This window comes from Psychrobacter sp. NPDC077938 (assembly GCF_044542635.1).
GTDB lineage: Bacteria > Pseudomonadota > Gammaproteobacteria > Pseudomonadales > Moraxellaceae > Psychrobacter.
Genome location: NZ_JBITUW010000001.1, coordinates 567,035 through 584,300 on the forward strand (window position 1 = coordinate 567,035; position 17,266 = coordinate 584,300).

15 protein-coding genes are annotated in these 17,266 nt (G+C 43.3%); 5 read left to right on the forward strand and 10 right to left on the reverse strand.

The features are described from left to right. Positions 1–52: 52 nt before the first annotated feature. Both tmk and mltG read right to left on the reverse strand, forming a co-directional pair. The gene (gene tmk, locus ACIGBM_RS02425) at positions 53–784 is read right to left on the reverse strand and encodes a dTMP kinase (RefSeq protein WP_397476626.1); all 732 of its coding nucleotides are present in this window, start codon (positions 782–784) and stop codon (positions 53–55) included. Between the two features lie 88 nt (positions 785–872). After that, positions 873–2,153 carry an endolytic transglycosylase MltG gene (mltG, locus tag ACIGBM_RS02430; protein WP_397476627.1) on the reverse strand — a complete coding sequence of 427 codons (1,281 nt, stop codon included), beginning with the start codon at positions 2,151–2,153 and terminating at the stop codon, positions 873–875. Between the two features lie 170 nt (positions 2,154–2,323). On the opposite strand from mltG, the gene ACIGBM_RS02435 reads away from it, so the two are divergent. Further along, positions 2,324–3,088 carry a DpnI domain-containing protein gene (locus ACIGBM_RS02435; protein WP_397476628.1) on the forward strand — a complete coding sequence of 255 codons (765 nt, stop codon included), beginning with the start codon at positions 2,324–2,326 and terminating at the stop codon, positions 3,086–3,088. Here the strand turns inward: ACIGBM_RS02435 and ACIGBM_RS02440 are convergent. Both ACIGBM_RS02440 and ACIGBM_RS02445 read right to left on the reverse strand, forming a co-directional pair. After that, entirely contained in the window at positions 3,085–3,579 is a 495-nt protein-coding gene (locus ACIGBM_RS02440; protein WP_397476629.1) for a hypothetical protein, read from the reverse strand. The genes ACIGBM_RS02435 and ACIGBM_RS02440 overlap by 4 nt on opposite strands. 328 nt (positions 3,580–3,907) lie before the next feature. Then, positions 3,908–4,474 carry a hypothetical protein gene (locus ACIGBM_RS02445; RefSeq protein ID WP_397476630.1) on the reverse strand — a complete coding sequence of 189 codons (567 nt, stop codon included), beginning with the start codon at positions 4,472–4,474 and terminating at the stop codon, positions 3,908–3,910. Positions 4,475–4,617: 143 nt separating this feature from the next. On the opposite strand from ACIGBM_RS02445, the gene ACIGBM_RS02450 reads away from it, so the two are divergent. Further along, positions 4,618–4,815: a DpnD/PcfM family protein gene (locus ACIGBM_RS02450; RefSeq protein WP_397476631.1), complete on the forward strand. Its 198-nt coding sequence runs from the start codon at positions 4,618–4,620 to the stop codon at positions 4,813–4,815. A 3-nt stretch (positions 4,816–4,818) separates the two neighbouring features. On the opposite strand, the gene ACIGBM_RS02455 is transcribed toward ACIGBM_RS02450, so the two are convergent. Both ACIGBM_RS02455 and ACIGBM_RS02460 read right to left on the reverse strand, forming a co-directional pair. After that, positions 4,819–5,829: an aminotransferase class IV gene (locus ACIGBM_RS02455; RefSeq protein ID WP_397476632.1), complete on the reverse strand. Its 1,011-nt coding sequence runs from the start codon at positions 5,827–5,829 to the stop codon at positions 4,819–4,821. Positions 5,830–5,832: 3 nt separating this feature from the next. After that, positions 5,833–6,495: a hypothetical protein gene (locus tag ACIGBM_RS02460; RefSeq protein ID WP_397476633.1), complete on the reverse strand. Its 663-nt coding sequence runs from the start codon at positions 6,493–6,495 to the stop codon at positions 5,833–5,835. Positions 6,496–6,985: 490 nt separating this feature from the next. Here ACIGBM_RS02460 and aroE point away from each other — a divergent pair, with 490 nt between their 5' ends. After that, positions 6,986–7,849 carry a shikimate dehydrogenase gene (gene aroE / locus ACIGBM_RS02465; RefSeq protein ID WP_397476634.1) on the forward strand — a complete coding sequence of 288 codons (864 nt, stop codon included), beginning with the start codon at positions 6,986–6,988 and terminating at the stop codon, positions 7,847–7,849. 32 nt (positions 7,850–7,881) lie between these two features. On the opposite strand, the gene ACIGBM_RS02470 is transcribed toward aroE, so the two are convergent. After that, the gene (locus ACIGBM_RS02470) at positions 7,882–9,003 is read right to left on the reverse strand and encodes an FUSC family protein (protein WP_397476635.1); all 1,122 of its coding nucleotides are present in this window, start codon (positions 9,001–9,003) and stop codon (positions 7,882–7,884) included. Positions 9,004–9,385: 382 nt separating this feature from the next. Between ACIGBM_RS02470 and ACIGBM_RS02475 the strand changes: the two genes are divergently transcribed. Next, positions 9,386–11,206 (forward strand): acyl-CoA dehydrogenase C-terminal domain-containing protein, encoded by a 1,821-nt coding sequence (locus ACIGBM_RS02475; protein WP_347162624.1) that lies wholly within the window; start codon positions 9,386–9,388, stop codon positions 11,204–11,206. 123 nt (positions 11,207–11,329) lie between these two features. Here ACIGBM_RS02475 and ACIGBM_RS02480 read toward each other — a convergent pair whose 3' ends face one another. Continuing rightward, positions 11,330–11,704 carry a 5-carboxymethyl-2-hydroxymuconate Delta-isomerase gene (locus tag ACIGBM_RS02480; protein WP_397476636.1) on the reverse strand — a complete coding sequence of 125 codons (375 nt, stop codon included), beginning with the start codon at positions 11,702–11,704 and terminating at the stop codon, positions 11,330–11,332. Between the two features lie 204 nt (positions 11,705–11,908). Further along, the gene (gene ybaK, locus ACIGBM_RS02485) at positions 11,909–12,397 is read right to left on the reverse strand and encodes a Cys-tRNA(Pro) deacylase (RefSeq protein WP_397476637.1); all 489 of its coding nucleotides are present in this window, start codon (positions 12,395–12,397) and stop codon (positions 11,909–11,911) included. Positions 12,398–12,820: 423 nt separating this feature from the next. Between ybaK and plsB the strand changes: the two genes are divergently transcribed. Beyond that, a complete protein-coding gene (plsB, locus tag ACIGBM_RS02490; protein ID WP_397476780.1) occupies positions 12,821–15,460 on the forward strand; it encodes a glycerol-3-phosphate 1-O-acyltransferase PlsB in 2,640 nt (879 codons plus the stop codon). Between the two features lie 102 nt (positions 15,461–15,562). Here the strand turns inward: plsB and ettA are convergent, their stop codons facing one another. Beyond that, on the reverse strand, positions 15,563–17,224 hold the full coding sequence (gene ettA, locus ACIGBM_RS02495; protein ID WP_397476638.1) for an energy-dependent translational throttle protein EttA: 1,662 nt from the start codon (positions 17,222–17,224) through the stop codon (positions 15,563–15,565). Positions 17,225–17,266: the final 42 nt, after the last annotated feature.

The window sequence follows — 17,266 nt, forward strand, 5'->3', positions numbered from 1 at the left end:
TCGATACATCTAACTGCCGTATGAATCTATAAATCTACTTGGCAAAATTTAATTATTTGATATCGAATCTGTCCATAATAGTCTGCCATATACGTGCACTCACATCATCCGTACTGCCCGATGCATCGATACGCTGTATGCGCTCAGGGTATTCGCTCGCTAGCTGGCTAAAACCAGTATGTACCCAAGTAAAAAACTCGGTAGCCTGCTGCTCAAAACGATCTGCCGCACTGCGCTTGTTGGCACGCTTCATGCCTTCTGCTACTGGCAAATCCAACCACAATGTCAGCTCAGGAAGCTGCGTCACAAATTGTTTGATAAGCATATCTATTTTGCCGCGTACCAGCTCGTCGCCATACGCACGCCCAAACCCCTGATAAGCGATGGTAGAATCGGTAAACCTATCACATATCACCCAAGTACCATTTTGAAGCGCTGGTAGAATGACCTGCTGCATGTGATCACAGCGCGCCGCAAACAGTAGCAGCAGCTCGGTATCGTCTTCGATATCAGTCGCTGGATCTAATAATATATCACGTAACTGTTCGGCAAATGGACTACCACCCGGCTCACGAGTACGCAGATATGGAATGCCATTAGCTTCTAAGCGCAAACACAGCTGTTCAATCGCGGTGGTTTTTCCCACACCTTCGGTTCCTTCAAAACTAATAAAGCGGCCTAACGTCGGTGCCGTTTCCTTATTTGAAGTACTTGATTCAGGTAGATTCGATGCTGGTGTGCTGCTATGTGATGGTGTTGCGCTGGTGTGCATAGATACTGACATGATATGACCTTATGTCATTGATGAGCGCTACCTCTACTTTGTAGCACTCAATAAACGATAAGTTTTATAAGAAGATTAAGAAGGAATATTACTGCGGCGGCGTTTGAGATTTTTTCTCACGCATGACACTGAGATAGTCTTTTACCGCTTGATTATGCTCAGCCAAGCTATTGGTAAATTTGTGCCCACCATTGCCCGTTGCCACAAAATACAACGCTTCACTATCAGCAGGATGTAAGGTCGCTTCGATAGATGCCGCTGATGGTAGCGCAATTGGCGTTGGCGGTAAACCATCAATTTGGTAGGTGTTGTAAGACGTTTTTTCATTGATGTCTTTGCGGCGGATATTGCCATCATAACGACTGCCCATACCATAGATAATAGTCGGGTCCGTCTGCATACGCATGTTTTTATTCAAGCGATTTCTAAATACGGCAGAGACTAAAGGACGTTCATCAGCAACGCTGGTCTCTTTTTCAATAATAGACGCCATGACTAACGCTTCATATGGACTCTTATAAGGGAGGTTCGGGGCACGATTTTCCCACGCATCAGTCAGTACCTGCTGCTGACGCTTATACAAGTCAGTCAATACTTTTTTATCGCTGGTTCCTTCACCATAATAATAGGTATCAGGCGCGAACCAACCTTCAAGATTATAGTTAACAATCGGGTCACTGCTATTAGCTACACTATCTGGCAGTACACCCGTTAAGTCCAATGCTTGGGCGATACTGGCATTGTCACTATCTGCGGTCAGTACTTCTTTTTCGATTTTGTCATTATCACGCAGCGCTTGATAAAGGTCTTTAGATGTCTTACCTTCGATAATCTGTACCTTGACCATGGCCGCTTTTGCGCCTTGACCTAGTATTTGTAGCGCCTCAGCGATAGTCGGGTTTTCGGGCAGTTGATAAGTCCCAGCATGCAACGGCGCATCGACTTGCGACTTGATATACAGCTTGGCTACGCCTGCTGAGAACAGCGGAATCTGCTGCTGCCACTGCGGTAGTAGACCATAATACGTCTGACCTGGTTCAATCGTGACCATTTGCTGCGGCTGCTCGATACGACCAAACAACGTCTGATAAACCATGACCAAGAAAAATGCAGCAATAAGCCCTAGCACTAGCAGCACTTGATAGCCGCGTTGCATAAAAAACGATGGGTTATTAACTTTATATTGACGCGGTTTACTGTTGCCGCTGATGAGCGAGACGTTGGTTGCTGGCGTGTCTTCCACCTCATCTACCACTGGTTGCGCGTCCGGCAGCGTGGTATCGACACGCTCCTCGACTGTGCCATCTTGTTTGTTTGACGGCGACTCGTTGGGACGTTCAGGTGGTATATTGGGTGTAGGCTTGCTCATGGCAACTCGCGAGGCAGATGTTTGCTAGAATTTAGCACTGAACTGTGCGATTTTCAATGGTATTTGCTTAGCTTATGAATTATCTTGCTATTGATAGCAGTTTATATGGCTTAATACTTAGGTGTTTTTTTCAGTATTCTCAGCTTATCTATTAATAATGAAAATATCTTATGAACCTACATTTTAACCAAAGTCTTGCTAAAAACTATCACTCTGAACCTCAAAAAGTTCGTGTACTCAGTGAAGCATGGGTAAAAGAAAATAGTTACTGCACCAATTGTAGCGCTCAATCGCTAGCTGAGTTTGCTAATAACAAACCTGTCGCTGATTTTTATTGCGAAAATTGTAATGAGCAATATGAGCTAAAAAGTAAAAAAGCCAAGTTAAGCAATGTTGTCAATGATGGCGCTTACAAGACGATGATTGAGCGTATCAATAGTAAGGACAATCCCAGCTTTTTCTTTTTAACCTACTCAAAAGAATACACCGTCAATAATTTTCTAATTATTCCCAAGCATTTCTTTACACCCGATATTATTGTTAAGCGTAAACCCTTATCAGTGAATGCCAAACGAGCAGGTTGGGTTGGTTGCAATATTGACTTACGCCAAGTACCCGAATCTGGCAAAGTATTTTTGGTCAAAGACCAACAAGTTATACCGCGTGAAAATGTCACTCAACAGTTCCAAAAGACTTTGTTTTTACGCAAGCAATCTATGGCTTCACGAGGTTGGACACTCGACGTCTGGCAATGTATCGACCGACTCGATGACAGTTTTTCTCTCAATCAAGTTTATGCTTTTGCTGAGGAGTTGCAGCTCAAACATCCTGAAAACAACCACGTAAAAGATAAAATTCGCCAACAGTTACAAGTATTACGAGATAAAGGCATCATTGAATTTGTGAGCCGTGGTCATTATCGAAAGTTATACTAAGAACACTTATCATCCCATAATGGTAAACCTTTGGCAGCAACCAAACGACCGTAAAACTTATGAGGAGGGTAATCTAGCTCTAGCTCATCATTTACTTTGAAAAAGTGTTTCACATTGCCATCGAGACAGGTATAAGCTCGATTTTTCACCTGTTTATTCCAGCTCATTAGCAGCCCTAACGGAGTGCGATAAGCTTTAGTAAAAGCTTGTCTTTCGGTTGTGATTGCACACATCACAGTATCTTCATGAAACTGTTTATCTAAACCTTGTTCAATGACTTCTTGACGGGTATGCGCATACTTAAACACACTCCCAAATGCTGTGTATTTTTTATCTTTCTTAGAATAAACAATACTAAATGCTATCTGTGAATAACAAGGTAAGTGAATTATTTCATCAGGGTCTCTTTTCGCTGCACAGCAAACTTTATTAAATATCATCAATCTACGAACTTGTAGTAGAATTCGTTGATCTTCATAGGTAGTTCGCATTTATTATCCCCTGTTAGATAGTATTGGATAGAATGCAATCATTGATCGATTAACATCAGTACGCAATACTCATTAACAAAAGACGATCAATTATGAAGAACGTTATTGGAGATATGCATCACTCAATAGACTTCTTGCGAAAGTACCAGTGCATTAACTTCGATTGACGGAGCCACAAAGGCTAGTGATGATTTATGTAAGAAGGCTGATAAGTCATATAAACACAGTATCAAGATCATAATATTACAGCCGCTAAAATTTATTAGCAGCTATAACTATAAGTAGTAACTTAATTATGAGTTTCGTATAACATAGTAATTATTTCGAATTATAACAGACGCCTTTCATTATAACGTTCAGGTCTAGGTTCGCCTTGATTGTCACGGTATACATCTGCAATTAACTCATCTCTATCATCCCATAGTGGCAGACGAGCTGTCGCAACTAGACGGTCATGAAACTTATGCGGTGGATAATCCGAATCAATTTCATCATTTATCCGAAAAAAAACTTCTTCACGATAGTCAATATAAGCATGCATTCTATTCTTTACATATTTATTCCAATACCACACTAACTGTATAGGTGTACTAGCTGGGCGAGTAAACTGCTTTAGATTAACAGTCAGCGCACACTTTACTGGCTCGTCGTTAGGAAAAATGCGAATACGTTGCTCAATAACTTCTTCGGGTGTTTGTGCATACTCAAACACACCACCAAAGGCTATAAATTTCTTAAAATCCTTTAGATACATAACTCCAAGTGATAACTGAGTAAATTTTGATAAATGAATAATTTCATCAGGTTCTTTCTTCGCTAATTTACAGATTTCATCAAAAACCATCAAACGACGGATTTGTAGCGGGATACTTTCATCTTCATAAACTTCGTACATTGGCTTATCTCCTTATTAGATAAGCAGCATTGATCGATTTGCTTTAAGACACAAGACCACGTAACAAAAGACGATCACTTCTTTTGAGGGCTTTTGCTAATCTACTTGCTATAAATGACTGAAGTGATATATGAGAATCGAGTGTGAATATAATAAGAAAAGATAAAAAGGCAGCACAAACCTTTCAAGTTGAAATTGTCGAAACATTAAGCACTATCGTGGATGTTGTCGCAGAAGATGAGCAAAGTGCGCTTTTGAAAGCGCAAGAGATGTATAGAAATGAGCAAGTGGTTTTATATCCAGATGATTTTATTGATACCAAATTTATTGTTTTTCAATAATAACTAAACGGATTCAAAATCCACAACATCACCTGACAATAACATCAGACTGCTCATTGGCATGATACCGCGCAGTGCATTGCAAAAAAATAACTGCGTTAATTTAGGCAAATCTTCATCTTGTAGCGACCTGATTATGACTGGATATTGTGTCGTCGATAGTGCATCTATAATTACCTGACGCATGACGCCAGCGACACCCGATTGAGCCATAGAAGGCGTGTACCACTGACCGATGGTTAGGTATTTTTCGTCATTTTTATGAATACTAGAGGCAGTTTTGGATTCTGATAGTGGTGCTTCTGCCAATTGATAGAATACGTTACTCATCGTACCCTCAACCCACTGCCCGCTCATATCGCGTAGCAGACCTTCACCAAGTGTTGAAGCAAGCTTTGATGCCAATGGCTCAGCTTTTATCTGTTGTAGCTCACCACTAGCGAGGACGTTGTCTAAACGATTAAGGCTTTTGAGACCTGCCAACGGTGGCGGCAGGCAAGCAATCTGAGAAGACAAGCAGATTGCCGAAGCATAAGGTTGGATAGGTACCAAGTTTCCATCAGGCAAAGACAGTTGTAGCGCAGTAGAAACTCTTATTGCGGTAGCCTTTAGCCATATCTCACAGTCGCTACCATTTGCATTAGGTGTATAACCATAACCGCGTACATTCTGCGCCGCGCGAGTGACTACTAGCTTGAGCATACCCTGCTCTAACTGCTGGGCATACAGTTGCAGTACGGCTAATAGCTCTTCGCTGTTTATATTGAGCTGCAAGGCTTCAGCATGAGAGACAAGCCGCCGATAATGATAATCTGACCATAGTATCAATCCATCAATGACGCCCATGGTGGTAAAAAACCCATCAGCGTATGCCAGTCCGCGATTATCTAGAGACATCGTTACCGTTTGGCTGGTCGCCCTGTTATCTTCGGTCACACTATTGTCTTCGGTCACCCTGTCGCCTTGTGGGTACAGACACACCCAACCGTTTGGCACTGACGTCGTATCGGTCATGATTTAGCTATTGTCTGTTTGAGCAGCGGCTTTATTGATAACTAGCATGCAACTGTAGAACTCACATTTTGCTAGCTCTATTTTTTGTCCACCGACGATTCTATTTTTGATGATTTGACTATTGAGCATATCAGCCACCATTTTTCCGCCATCATCGCCCATCAGTTGACGCGATAGCTGATAGGCTTTTTTGGCGTGGTTTTGGCTCAGCTCTTTTTCTTTGTCTGTATCAGTAGGATTGGCATAGTACCAACCCAGCTCTAGATATTTTTCAGAGTCGATGATATCTAGATAAGGCGCATCCGTTTTCATAAAGCGATATTTTGCCGCTGGATTACTGGCGTAGTCTAGGCTGTTTTCGTCCGTGCTCATCACTTCGCCAAACATGGATTTTATACTATCTAACTCATCCACCGCGAGTGACTCAACCTTATCAGTACCCCATGCTGCGACATCATATCTCACTGGTGTGCCTTGCTGAGCAGTGGCACCGTCTAGGTCAGGATTGTTTGCGCTGTCCTGTACTGGCTCATTCGTTGTTGCCTGCTCAGTAGTCTCCGCATCTGGATTTGGAGGATCTTCTTTGGTGCTGTCACAGCCACTGAGCGTCACACCAACTGCCATTATCGTACCGACTAGAAGGGTCTGTAGGTTAGGATTCCACATGGATAATTTACTCACACTTTTAGATTGATCTCGAAATAGTATTAACGAGCTGGCAGGAACGCCGCTGATAACGAATAGTTTTCAATAAAGAGCATATTTCACAAACATTATAATCTAGCAGTCATTACAGCATATTGATATAGGTTTCCATATTTTATAGTTTACCCAACTGCTCAGCACTTGACTACCTTTTACGTTACGCGGAGCACTCCCCGAGAGTACAGATTTGTTAAATATATAACGTACCAAAACGACCTTCTCTTTAATAGAAAGTACAAAACTGCTTGCGCGTGTTTTGCGTATGTTTGCCTCAATGTCAGAATTTATTTTCAAAAGCGATAAGGCAACCTCTAATTAACGCTGTCACTTTCTAATCATTGATTGGTGATAGCCTCTTAGTTTGTCAATTCTAGCGTTATCCCTTATGATGATTGAGCGCCACTTATTACTTCTTTGATAGTATGTTTATTTTCTAGCCAGCGGACTATTTATGACCCAACACTTTATCGTTATTGGCAATCCAATCGCCCATAGTAAATCTCCTGAGATTCATGAGCAGTTTGCTATCCAAGCAGGGATTGATATTAGCTATCAGCGTCAGTACTGCCCTGATGATGCCGCCAGTTTTACAGCTGTCGTTGAGGCGTTTTTTTGCGGTGGCGGTGTGGGCGCTAACGTGACAGTTCCTTTTAAACAAGTCGCTTATGATTGCTGTGCGGCGCGTGGTGGTTTATCAGATCATGCCAAGACGGCAGGCGCGGTCAATACGTTACTGTTGAACAAAGCACTACTAGAAAGCGGCGCACCAATCACAGAGGCACTCTACGGTGATAATACGGATGGGCAAGGACTTATCAATCACATTATGAATATGGACTGGCCGCTGACCGATGCTTGTGTGGCGCTAATAGGCGCAGGCGGTGCAGCTCGTGGCGTGATACTACCATTATTTGAAGCAGGTATTGGCTCTCTCACAATTGCCAATCGCACCGTGTCTAAGGCAGCTGATTTGGTAAATGAGCTCAGTGCGGCCAGCTCAATAATCGACGACCAAAATATCGAGGTTTGTGCCACCAATGAACTCAGTGGCTCTTTTGACATTATCATTAATGCCACTTCTATTGGTTTATCAGGTGATACGTTGCCGTTGGATGATGCTCTAAACTGTCAATACGCTTACGACATGATGTATGGTCGTCCACTACCGTTTTTGCAGCATTTTGCCGCTCGTGGCGCACAGACCTCAGAAGGCTACGGTATGCTTATCGGTCAGGCTACTTTAAGTTTTGAGTGTTGGACTGGGCATACTATCGATGTAGCACAAGCGACAACAGCGCTAAATAAAGACAGTTGATCAAAGAGAAATCTTTGTAAAGCTCTACCCTATTAACTAAAACGTAGTAACAGCCAATTTTCAAAACGGCGTAGCGGTACACGCAATCGCGTAGAGTGTATCGCTAGACCACCGCTCAATCCAATCACGCAGCCGAGCACCGTATCAATCATACGCGCTTGGATAATGTCTCCAACGACTGGAGGCACTGACATCGTACTACCATACTCGGCGATAAATATCGTCAGCGGCGTGATGAATATCACCGCCAGTCCATAATGCCGATCGACAAACGATTCAATCAAAAACATCATACACAGTATCCCGATAGCGATGCCCCATCCTGATAGTCCCCAAGACAGCATCCAACCTGCCACGCCCATGCCAGCCAACGTACCCAATAATCGATGCAACTGTTTGATCCACATGGTTCGTAGCTGCATACCTTGGATGATAATAAAGCAGCTCATCGCTGCCCAATATGGATAAGGCAGCTCTAACAGAACGGCAACGACCAACGCCAAACTAACAAAACTTACCACGATAAGACTATCGCTAATCATATCAGGCTGATAGTCATAGACAGGTATAGAAGCAACAGGACGCGTCGCCAATAAGAACAAACTATAGAGTAGCGCTAGCAACATCGAGGAGCCACTACCCAATATCACAAGCCCTATCGCTGAGAGCACTTGATCAGTCGGCACAGGGATAAACAACGCAATCGCACCCGCCATCAACACAAACAGTCCGGCTGGTGGTGGTTGCCGATAGTAACGACCTAGCATCACTACGCTAATACCAATCAGCATAAACACGGGTAGCCGCAGCACTGGCAACAGCTGTGCGATCAGACCCAGTGCAAAGCTGAGTATCATCGCAAATCCCCAAGCCATGACTGTCACTAGCCGATGTGGTAGCCCGCCTACAAATGGTAGGTTTAGAATAATCATCGAGCCTAGCGATGCTTTGATACCTGAAGACAAGTCACCAAAATAAGCCCCTACAAACACCGGAAAGCTAATCGCAATCGCCGCGATGATTGGCATATGCCATGGTCGCTGACTACGATTGACTGTGAGTAAGTGATTCAGCTCACCATCGACTAGCCACTTAATACGAGTTAATAGTGTGCTCAACCAAGAGGCTCGCTGTTGCTTTTTTGAGGTGCTCATAAATGGCTTTTCCTATTTGATAAGTCCATTTGTCTTTGAATTTAGATGAGTCTACATAGCCCTTTATAGAATAATTTCAAGCGAAGATACAATTTACCTATACAAACTAAAATGAATTAATAACATAATTAATCATGAATAATAGTTATTAGTTGTATATTTGTCGCTGTAGAAGATTTATAATCATATCAACGCCATAACAGCTGTCCGTCGCTAAAGACGTTCTAATAACTAATACACTGGAAAGCTGTCCACTAATAATTCACTTGATGACTAATATAACGTCTAGCTCATCTAAAATAAGTAAATATCGCTTACATAAGTTGTGACTCAAATATTGCGCCATAAGTCTATGATAGCGAACTAACCAAAGAGAGCGATTATGTTAACTTACAAAGCCCCCTTACGTGATATCAAATTTTTGATTAATGATGTATTTGACTATCAAACGCATTACAAAAGCTTAGACAACGGCGAAAACGCTGATCCTGAAACTGTAGACATGATTCTACAAGGCATGGCTGATTTTGCTGAAAACGTCATTGCTCCGCTCTATCAATCAGGTGGTGAAGAAGGCTGTCATTTCGAAGATGGCGTCGTGACCACGCCAAAGGGCTTCAAAGAGGCTTATGACCAGTTTGTAGAAGGCGGCTGGCAAGGTATCTCATATCCTGAAGAATTCGGTGGTATGAATCTGCCAACGTCAATCAACCTTATTAAAGCTGAGATGATCGGTACTGCTAACTGGTCATGGTCGATGTATCCTGGTCTATCAACAGGTTGTATCAACACATTGCTTCAGTACGGTACTGACGAGCAAAAAGCACTGTATTTACCTAAGTTGGTCGAAGGCTCATGGGCAGGTACCATGTGTCTGACTGAGCCACAGTGTGGTACGGATTTGGGTCAAGTTAAATCAAAAGCCATTCCACAAGATGACGGTACCTATAAAATCAGCGGTACCAAAATCTTTATCTCAAGTGGTGAGCATGACTTAACAGATAACATCGTCCATATCGTTCTAGCACGCCTACCAAATGCACCAGAAGGCACGCGCGGTATATCACTATTTATCGTACCAAAATTCACGCCGAATGCTGAAGGTGAAGCTGGCGAGCGCAATGCCGTTGTTTGTGGTTCAATTGAACATAAAATGGGCATCAGCGCATCTTCGACGTGTGTATTGAACTTTGATGGCGCAGTCGGCTACTTGATTGGCGAACCGCATAAAGGCCTAAAAGCTATGTTCACATTCATGAACACGGCTCGTATCGGTACTGGCATCCAAGGTCTGGCCCATACTGAATTGTCTTTCCAAAATGCACTGCCATATGCCAAAGAACGCCGTTCTATGCGTACGCTATCTGGTACTAAAGATCCTGAAAAAGTAGCTGATGCTATTATCCATCATGCTGACGTACGCCGTATGCTACTGACGCAAAAAGCCTTTGCTGAAGGTGGTCGCTCAATGATTTATCATTCAGCACGTTATGCCGACAAAATGGCACAAGGTATCGTTAATGGCGATGACGAAGAGTTCGAAAAATGGGACGACAAATTGGGCTTCTACACGCCAATTCTAAAAGGTTTCTTGACTGAGCTAGGTATCGAAGCTGCTAAGCACGGTCAGCAAGTCTATGGCGGCCACGGCTACATCAAAGAATGGGGCATGGAGATGATCGCTCGTGATGCTCGTATTGCGACGATGTACGAAGGGACTACTGGCGTACAAGCACTTGATCTACTAGGTCGTAAGGTTATCTTACAGTCTAAAGGTAAGATTATCCGTGACTACACGTCAAGCATCATGAAATGGTGTGGCGAGTACGCACTCGATAAAGAAATGCGTAAATTCGTTTGGGCACTGACCAAGCTATGTGCTGAGTGGAATACCTTGACGGTACGCTTGATGCTGATGGCACGTAAAGACCGTGAAATTATCTCAGCAGCGTCAGATGATTTCCTAATGTACTCAGGCTATGTGATGATGGGTTATCACTGGGCTCGTATGGCAGCAGTCGCTTATGAAAAGCTAGAAAATGGTGGTACAGAAGCACCAGAATTCTACAAAGCAAAAATTCAAACTGCTGAATTCTACTTTGATAAGTTGCTACCACGTACTTCTGGTCACGCAGAAGCGATGGTTGCCCCAAGCGAAAGCATGACGTCAATGGAAATCGATCACTTTGCTTTCTTGGACTAAAACTGACTAAAACTGCATCGATAATCAATAAAAAAGCGCCTATCATTTAGGCGCTTTTTTATGCTTAACTGAAAATATGCTTATTTAGAATTCACAGCAACGAGCAATTTAAGGCAAGTACTGTTAACTACCAAGCATTTTCTTATGATAGACCTCACTTATCTCTTCAACTTCTACACATATCTGCAATGCTGCACGTCCTGATTGCTCTGCGCCTATTTTTTCCTCGATAGTAGCAACCAACAGCTCAGCTAACTGGTCACGAGTAGCCATATCACGTCCGCTCATCAGCTTTAGGTGGGCATAAATAAATCCATTGGCCTGCTCATCATCTTCAACACCAACTAGAAATGACTTAATAGGCACAATGCGGGCTTTGATATCAGCAGGCTGCTTAAACTGACCACTATCCCACAACGCCTTGTTTAGCGATTTGAGCAATGATTCTTCGTGAGCGATACTGACGTTGGGTGTCACTTGAATAGTTAAATGTGGCATGAGCATGTCCTTAAATGTAGATAAAAATAATAGATAAGCTGGTGTATAAGTCTACGCCTTATCGCTATGGTCAATCTACAACAATCTTGCGCCAAAATATCTTCAATACAAGCGAACCCAGTATAGATTACTCATAAATATGCTGAGCGAAATTGTCGACACGGCCATTTTGTAATAGACAGATTACAACCTCCGTATAATCTTTTATTCATCCGTAATAGCGTCAAAACAAGCATCAAGCGTCGCGGCCAACTGTGCAGGCGGCAATTCAATCTCTAGACCGCGGCGACCCCCACTTACATAGACAGTGGCCTGATCTTGAGCTGTACTATCTATCACGGTTTTTAGTCGCTTTTTTTGACCCAGTGGACTGACGCCGCCCAACACATAGCCCGTGCTGCGCTCTACTTGTTTGGGGTCAGCCATCTGTACTTTCTTGCAGGATAACAATTTATTAGAAGATAGCGCCTTCGCCATTTTTTTAAAATTAAGTGTTTTATCTACTGGTAACACCGCCACAGCAAGTACACCCGTATCAGTGGTCACCACTAAAGTTTTAAACACTTGTGCCACCGCTACGCCGAGTTTTTCTGCAGCTTCTAAACCAAACGATGCGGCATTGCTGTCATGAATATATTCGTGTACTTGGTAATCAAGGTTACGTTTTTTGGCAAGATCGATAGCTGGAGTCATAAGTTTTAGGCTTAATAAAATGAAATTGAAAGTAGACGCTATATTTATGAGTCATCGGTGATAAAAATATATTATTACGCTAAACATGTTAACTTTCAAATGTTTGAGCATTTTGTATAATTTGTCACTCACTACAGCGTAACCAAACCGTATTAATATTGGTAGTATATACAGACACTATATATCGCTTTGGTGGCTTTTATGGCATCATAAGCGCAACATATTTGACTATTTTTGATACTGATTATGATACCGAAGTTCCTAAAAAAACGGATTTTTAAAGCGCCAGTCGCGACTGATAGCACTGCTAAAACTGATGGTGTCGCGACTGATAGCACTGCTGAAACTGACGGCAATGCAATCGCTACTAAGCCTTATTCTAATGCACCGATCAATCAGCTGTATCGTAAGCTGTCAGGTCAGATGCTCGATATCGCCGTAAAACCTAAGCTATTAGGCGAGCTACCTGAGTTCGACAATGATGATCAAACGCTACGGTTTTATGTACTACAGGACTATTCTCGTTCCAACAGTATTCTGATTGACTTGCAGACGCAAGAGCACAACTTACCGCCAGCACTGGTTGGAGTAAATGATGCTGCCCATAATATTAAAGAAAATGCGGCCATCATATTTTTGAATCATCCAAGTGCCAAAGACAGTCAACTGTCTCCTCGCCTTTCTCGCCTGGTATCTGCTGTGTTGCAATATCCAGAGTTGAAAGTACGTCTAGTACCAGTATCGATTCTTTGGGGACGTGCACCTGAAAAAGAAGATTCGCTATTTAAGCTGCTAACTGCTGACAACTGGCAAGACCCTAGTATTACCAAGCAACTATTCAATATCGGGGTGATGGGCCGTGATACTTTTGTACAGTTTCACCCACCGCAAGACTTACGTACTATTATCAATGATAATCTTAAAGGCGATGTGGAAGGACCTGCTACCTTTGACTCAGTTGCTACAGATGCCCTGAAAGCAGATTTAACCGCGACGGATTCACTCGTTACAGAGTCAACGGCTACTAACAGTGATGCTGACGCTGAGCAGACACCAAGCTATGCGCTAGTCGCATCGGCTGATAGCAATCGTGAACTGGTTCGTATGTTGCAGCAGCAACTGTCAATTTATTTAGATAAACAGCGCGCCAGTATGCTTGGCCCAGACCTATCAGATAGACGTAACTTGGTAGACAAACTGGTGTATTCGCCAGCGATCAAGCATGCGATCGAGATGGAAGCGGCAGAAAAAGGAACTAGCGTTCGAGAAGCTCGTAGTCAGGCCAGAGGCTATGCTAATGAGATGGTCAATGACTACTCTCATTCTATCATCCGTGGTTTTTACAAGTTTTTGACATGGTTGTGGACGCAGTTATATGACGGCGTAGAAGTTCATCACTTCGAGAGAGTACGTGACCTTGCGACCGATTATGAGCTGATTTATGTACCTTGTCATCGCAGCCATGTCGACTATCTATTACTGTCTTATGTTATCTACAAACGTGGCCTGAGTATCCCTTATGTCGCAGCAGGTGATAACTTAGATGTACCGGTATTAGGCCCACTATTACGCGGTGCAGTCGCTTTTTATATTCGTCGTAGCTTCCGTGGTAACGCACTATATACCGCTGTACTGCGCGAATATATGCATACCCTTATAACGCGCAACACCCCGATTGAATACTTCATCGAAGGTGGTCGCTCACGTTCAGGTCGCCTACTACCGCCAAAAATGGGTATGCTAGCGATGACCGTCCATAGCCAATTACGCCAAACCAATAAGCCCGTGGTATTTATACCGACTTATATTGGTTACGAGCGTATTATGGAAGGCGGCACGTATGTCGGTGAGCTAAAAGGCAAGCCAAAAGAATCAGAGTCTTTGATTGGATTACTCAAAGTTGGTCGTAAAATCGAACGTATCTTCGGCAATGTGCACTTGAGCTTTGGTACGCCGTTACACCTTAGCGACTTTATGACAAAGTTCGATGTGCCAGCCAATAGCTTGCCATCCGATCGTACTGACTCACCGCTCGATGAAAAGACCAGCGCCATGGTTGATAACATCGGGGTGAAAGTTATGCAGCATATCAATAAAGCTGCGGTTGTCACCCCTGTATCGCTGCTGTCATTAGTGTTGCTATCGGCACCGAAAGCTGCATTGGATGAAAACATCTGCCGTGAGCAAATTGCTTTGTATCAAGGTCTGGCTCAGCAGCTGGTCTACTCGGATGATACAGTTATCACTGATATGACGCCGCAGCAAATCATTGATTATGGTATTAAGCTAAAACTTATTGAGCGTACACCGCACATCTTGGGTGATATCATTCAGGTCGCAGGTAAGCAAGCAGCATTACTCAGCTACTTCCGTAACAACATCTTGCATGTCTTTATTTTGCTGTCATTCCTGTCTGCACTAGTCGCACGCAACGGGCGTATCAAACGCAGCCGTCTCGATAGTATCGCTGAGCAGCTATATCCGTTCTTACAAAGTGAGCTATTCTTGTATTATCCAGCACATGGCTTGGCTGATACGCTTAATAAGAAAGTTGATAACCTGCTGTCTCATGGACTTATCGTTGACTTGGGTGATGATACGCTCAGTGTTCCTGAGTCTAATAGTAAGCACTATCAACAGCTGCAAGTGCTGGCAACTCCAGTTGGACAAAGCCTTGAGCGTTACTTTATGACGCTTGCTCTACTTGCTCAACAAGGCTCTGGCAATTTAACTGAAAACGAAGTTGTTGACCTATGTCACCTGCTCGGGCAGCGTTTGTCTGTACTCTATGCAGATGATATTCCCGATTTCTTTGATCGCGCCTTGTTTACCAGTTTCATTAGTGCGTTGACTCGTCTTGACTATCTACAAAAGGATGATGAAACAGGCATACTGACTTTCGATCATCGTATTAATGACATTGCTCATCATGCTAAGTACGTGCTAACGCCTGATATGATGCAAATCTTGCAACAAGTCGCTAGTTTGGACGAAGAAGAAATCACTCACGCCATTACTGAAATTAGTAATAAAAAGCAGCGTAAGTTTGGGCGTAAGCGTTAATTTTAACGACTACCCATACCCTTTAAGATTTTAAGCTAAACAAAAAAAGACCGCTAATGATTAGCGGTCTTTTTTTGGATTGGACTATATTAAACAGCCGTATTAGTTGGTAATTTTCTTATACTTGGCACGTTTAGGACTGGCGTCATCACCCATCGTTTTCTTACGATACGCTTCAAACTCAGTATAGTTACCGTCGAACCAGACTGGGCCTTCTTCTTCGAACGCCAAGATATGAGTCGCGATACGATCAAGGAACCAGCGATCATGCGATACGACCATTACTGTACCTGGGAATACTTGAATTGCATCCTCTAGTGCACGTAAGGTTTCGATATCCAAATCGTTTGATGGTTCATCGAGGAGTAATACGTTGGCGCCTTGCTTTAGCGTCTTCGCTAACTGCAGACGGTTACGCTCACCACCTGATAATTGACCGACGTGTTTTTGCTGATCTGAGCCTTTGAAGTTAAAACGTCCGATATAGGCACGGCTTGGCGTGGTGTAGTCGCCAACGGTAATGATATCAAGGCCATCAGAGACTTCTTCCCATACGGTTTTATCATCATCTAGATGATCACGTACCTGACCGACATAGGCAACTTTAACACTTTCACCCAAATCAACTGAACCAGTATCTGGCGTATCGCGCTCAGTAATCATGTTAAACAACGTGGTTTTACCCGCACCATTTGGACCGATAATACCAACGATACCACCAGCTGGTACGTTAAAGCTTAGGTTTTCATATAGCAGACGATCGCCAAATGATTTAGAGATGTCATTAATCTCAATAACCTTGTTACCCAAACGTGGACCAGGTGGAATATAAATCTCAGAAGTCTCATTACGTTTTTGGAACTCAGTTGAGTTCAATTCTTCGAAACGCTGTACACGAGATTTAGATTTGGCCTGTTGGCCTTTTTGGTTTTTGCGAATCCACTCAAGCTCTTTTTTCAGCGCTTTAGCAAATGATTCTTCTTGCTTATTCTGCTGCTCTAGACGCGTATTCTTTTGCTCTAGCCATTCAGTATAGTTGCCTTCATACGGATAGCCATGGCCACGGTCAAGCTCCAAGATCCACTGAGCTACATTATCCAAGAAATAGCGATCATGGGTAATGGCAACGATAGTACCGCTGTAGTTCTGCAAGAACTGCTCTAGCCATGCAACAGACTCGGCGTCCAAATGGTTGGTCGGTTCGTCAAGTAATAGCATGTCAGGGCGCGACAATAGTAGACGGCATAGTGCCACACGGCGTTTTTCACCACCTGACAGTTTGCTAACGTCGGCATCCCATGGTGGCAGACGTAGTGCGTCGGCCGCTTTTTCTAGCTGGTTATTTAAGTTGTGCGCATCCCAAGACTGGATGATATCTTCCATCTTGCCTTGCTCTTCAGCAAGCTTATCAAAATCAGCATCAGGCTCTGCGTATTCAGCATAGATAGCATCTAGACGTGCTAGCGCATCTAACGCTTCGCGCATACCGTCTTCGACATTACCACGAACGTCTTTGCTATCATCTAGCTGTGGTTCCTGTGGTAGATAGCCAACTTTGGTACCTGCTTGCGCGCGTGCTTCACCACTAAACTCAGTATCCACGCCTGCCATGATACGTAGCAAGGTTGATTTACCTGAACCGTTGATACCCAAAACACCAATTTTGGCACCAGGGAAAAACGATAGGTTAATATTTTTTAGGATTTCACGCTTAGGGGGAACAAGTTTTGACACGTTGTTCATCGTGTAAATATATTGAGCCATTAACACTCCGATAGACTGCATAGAAGAGAACAGCAAATGCAA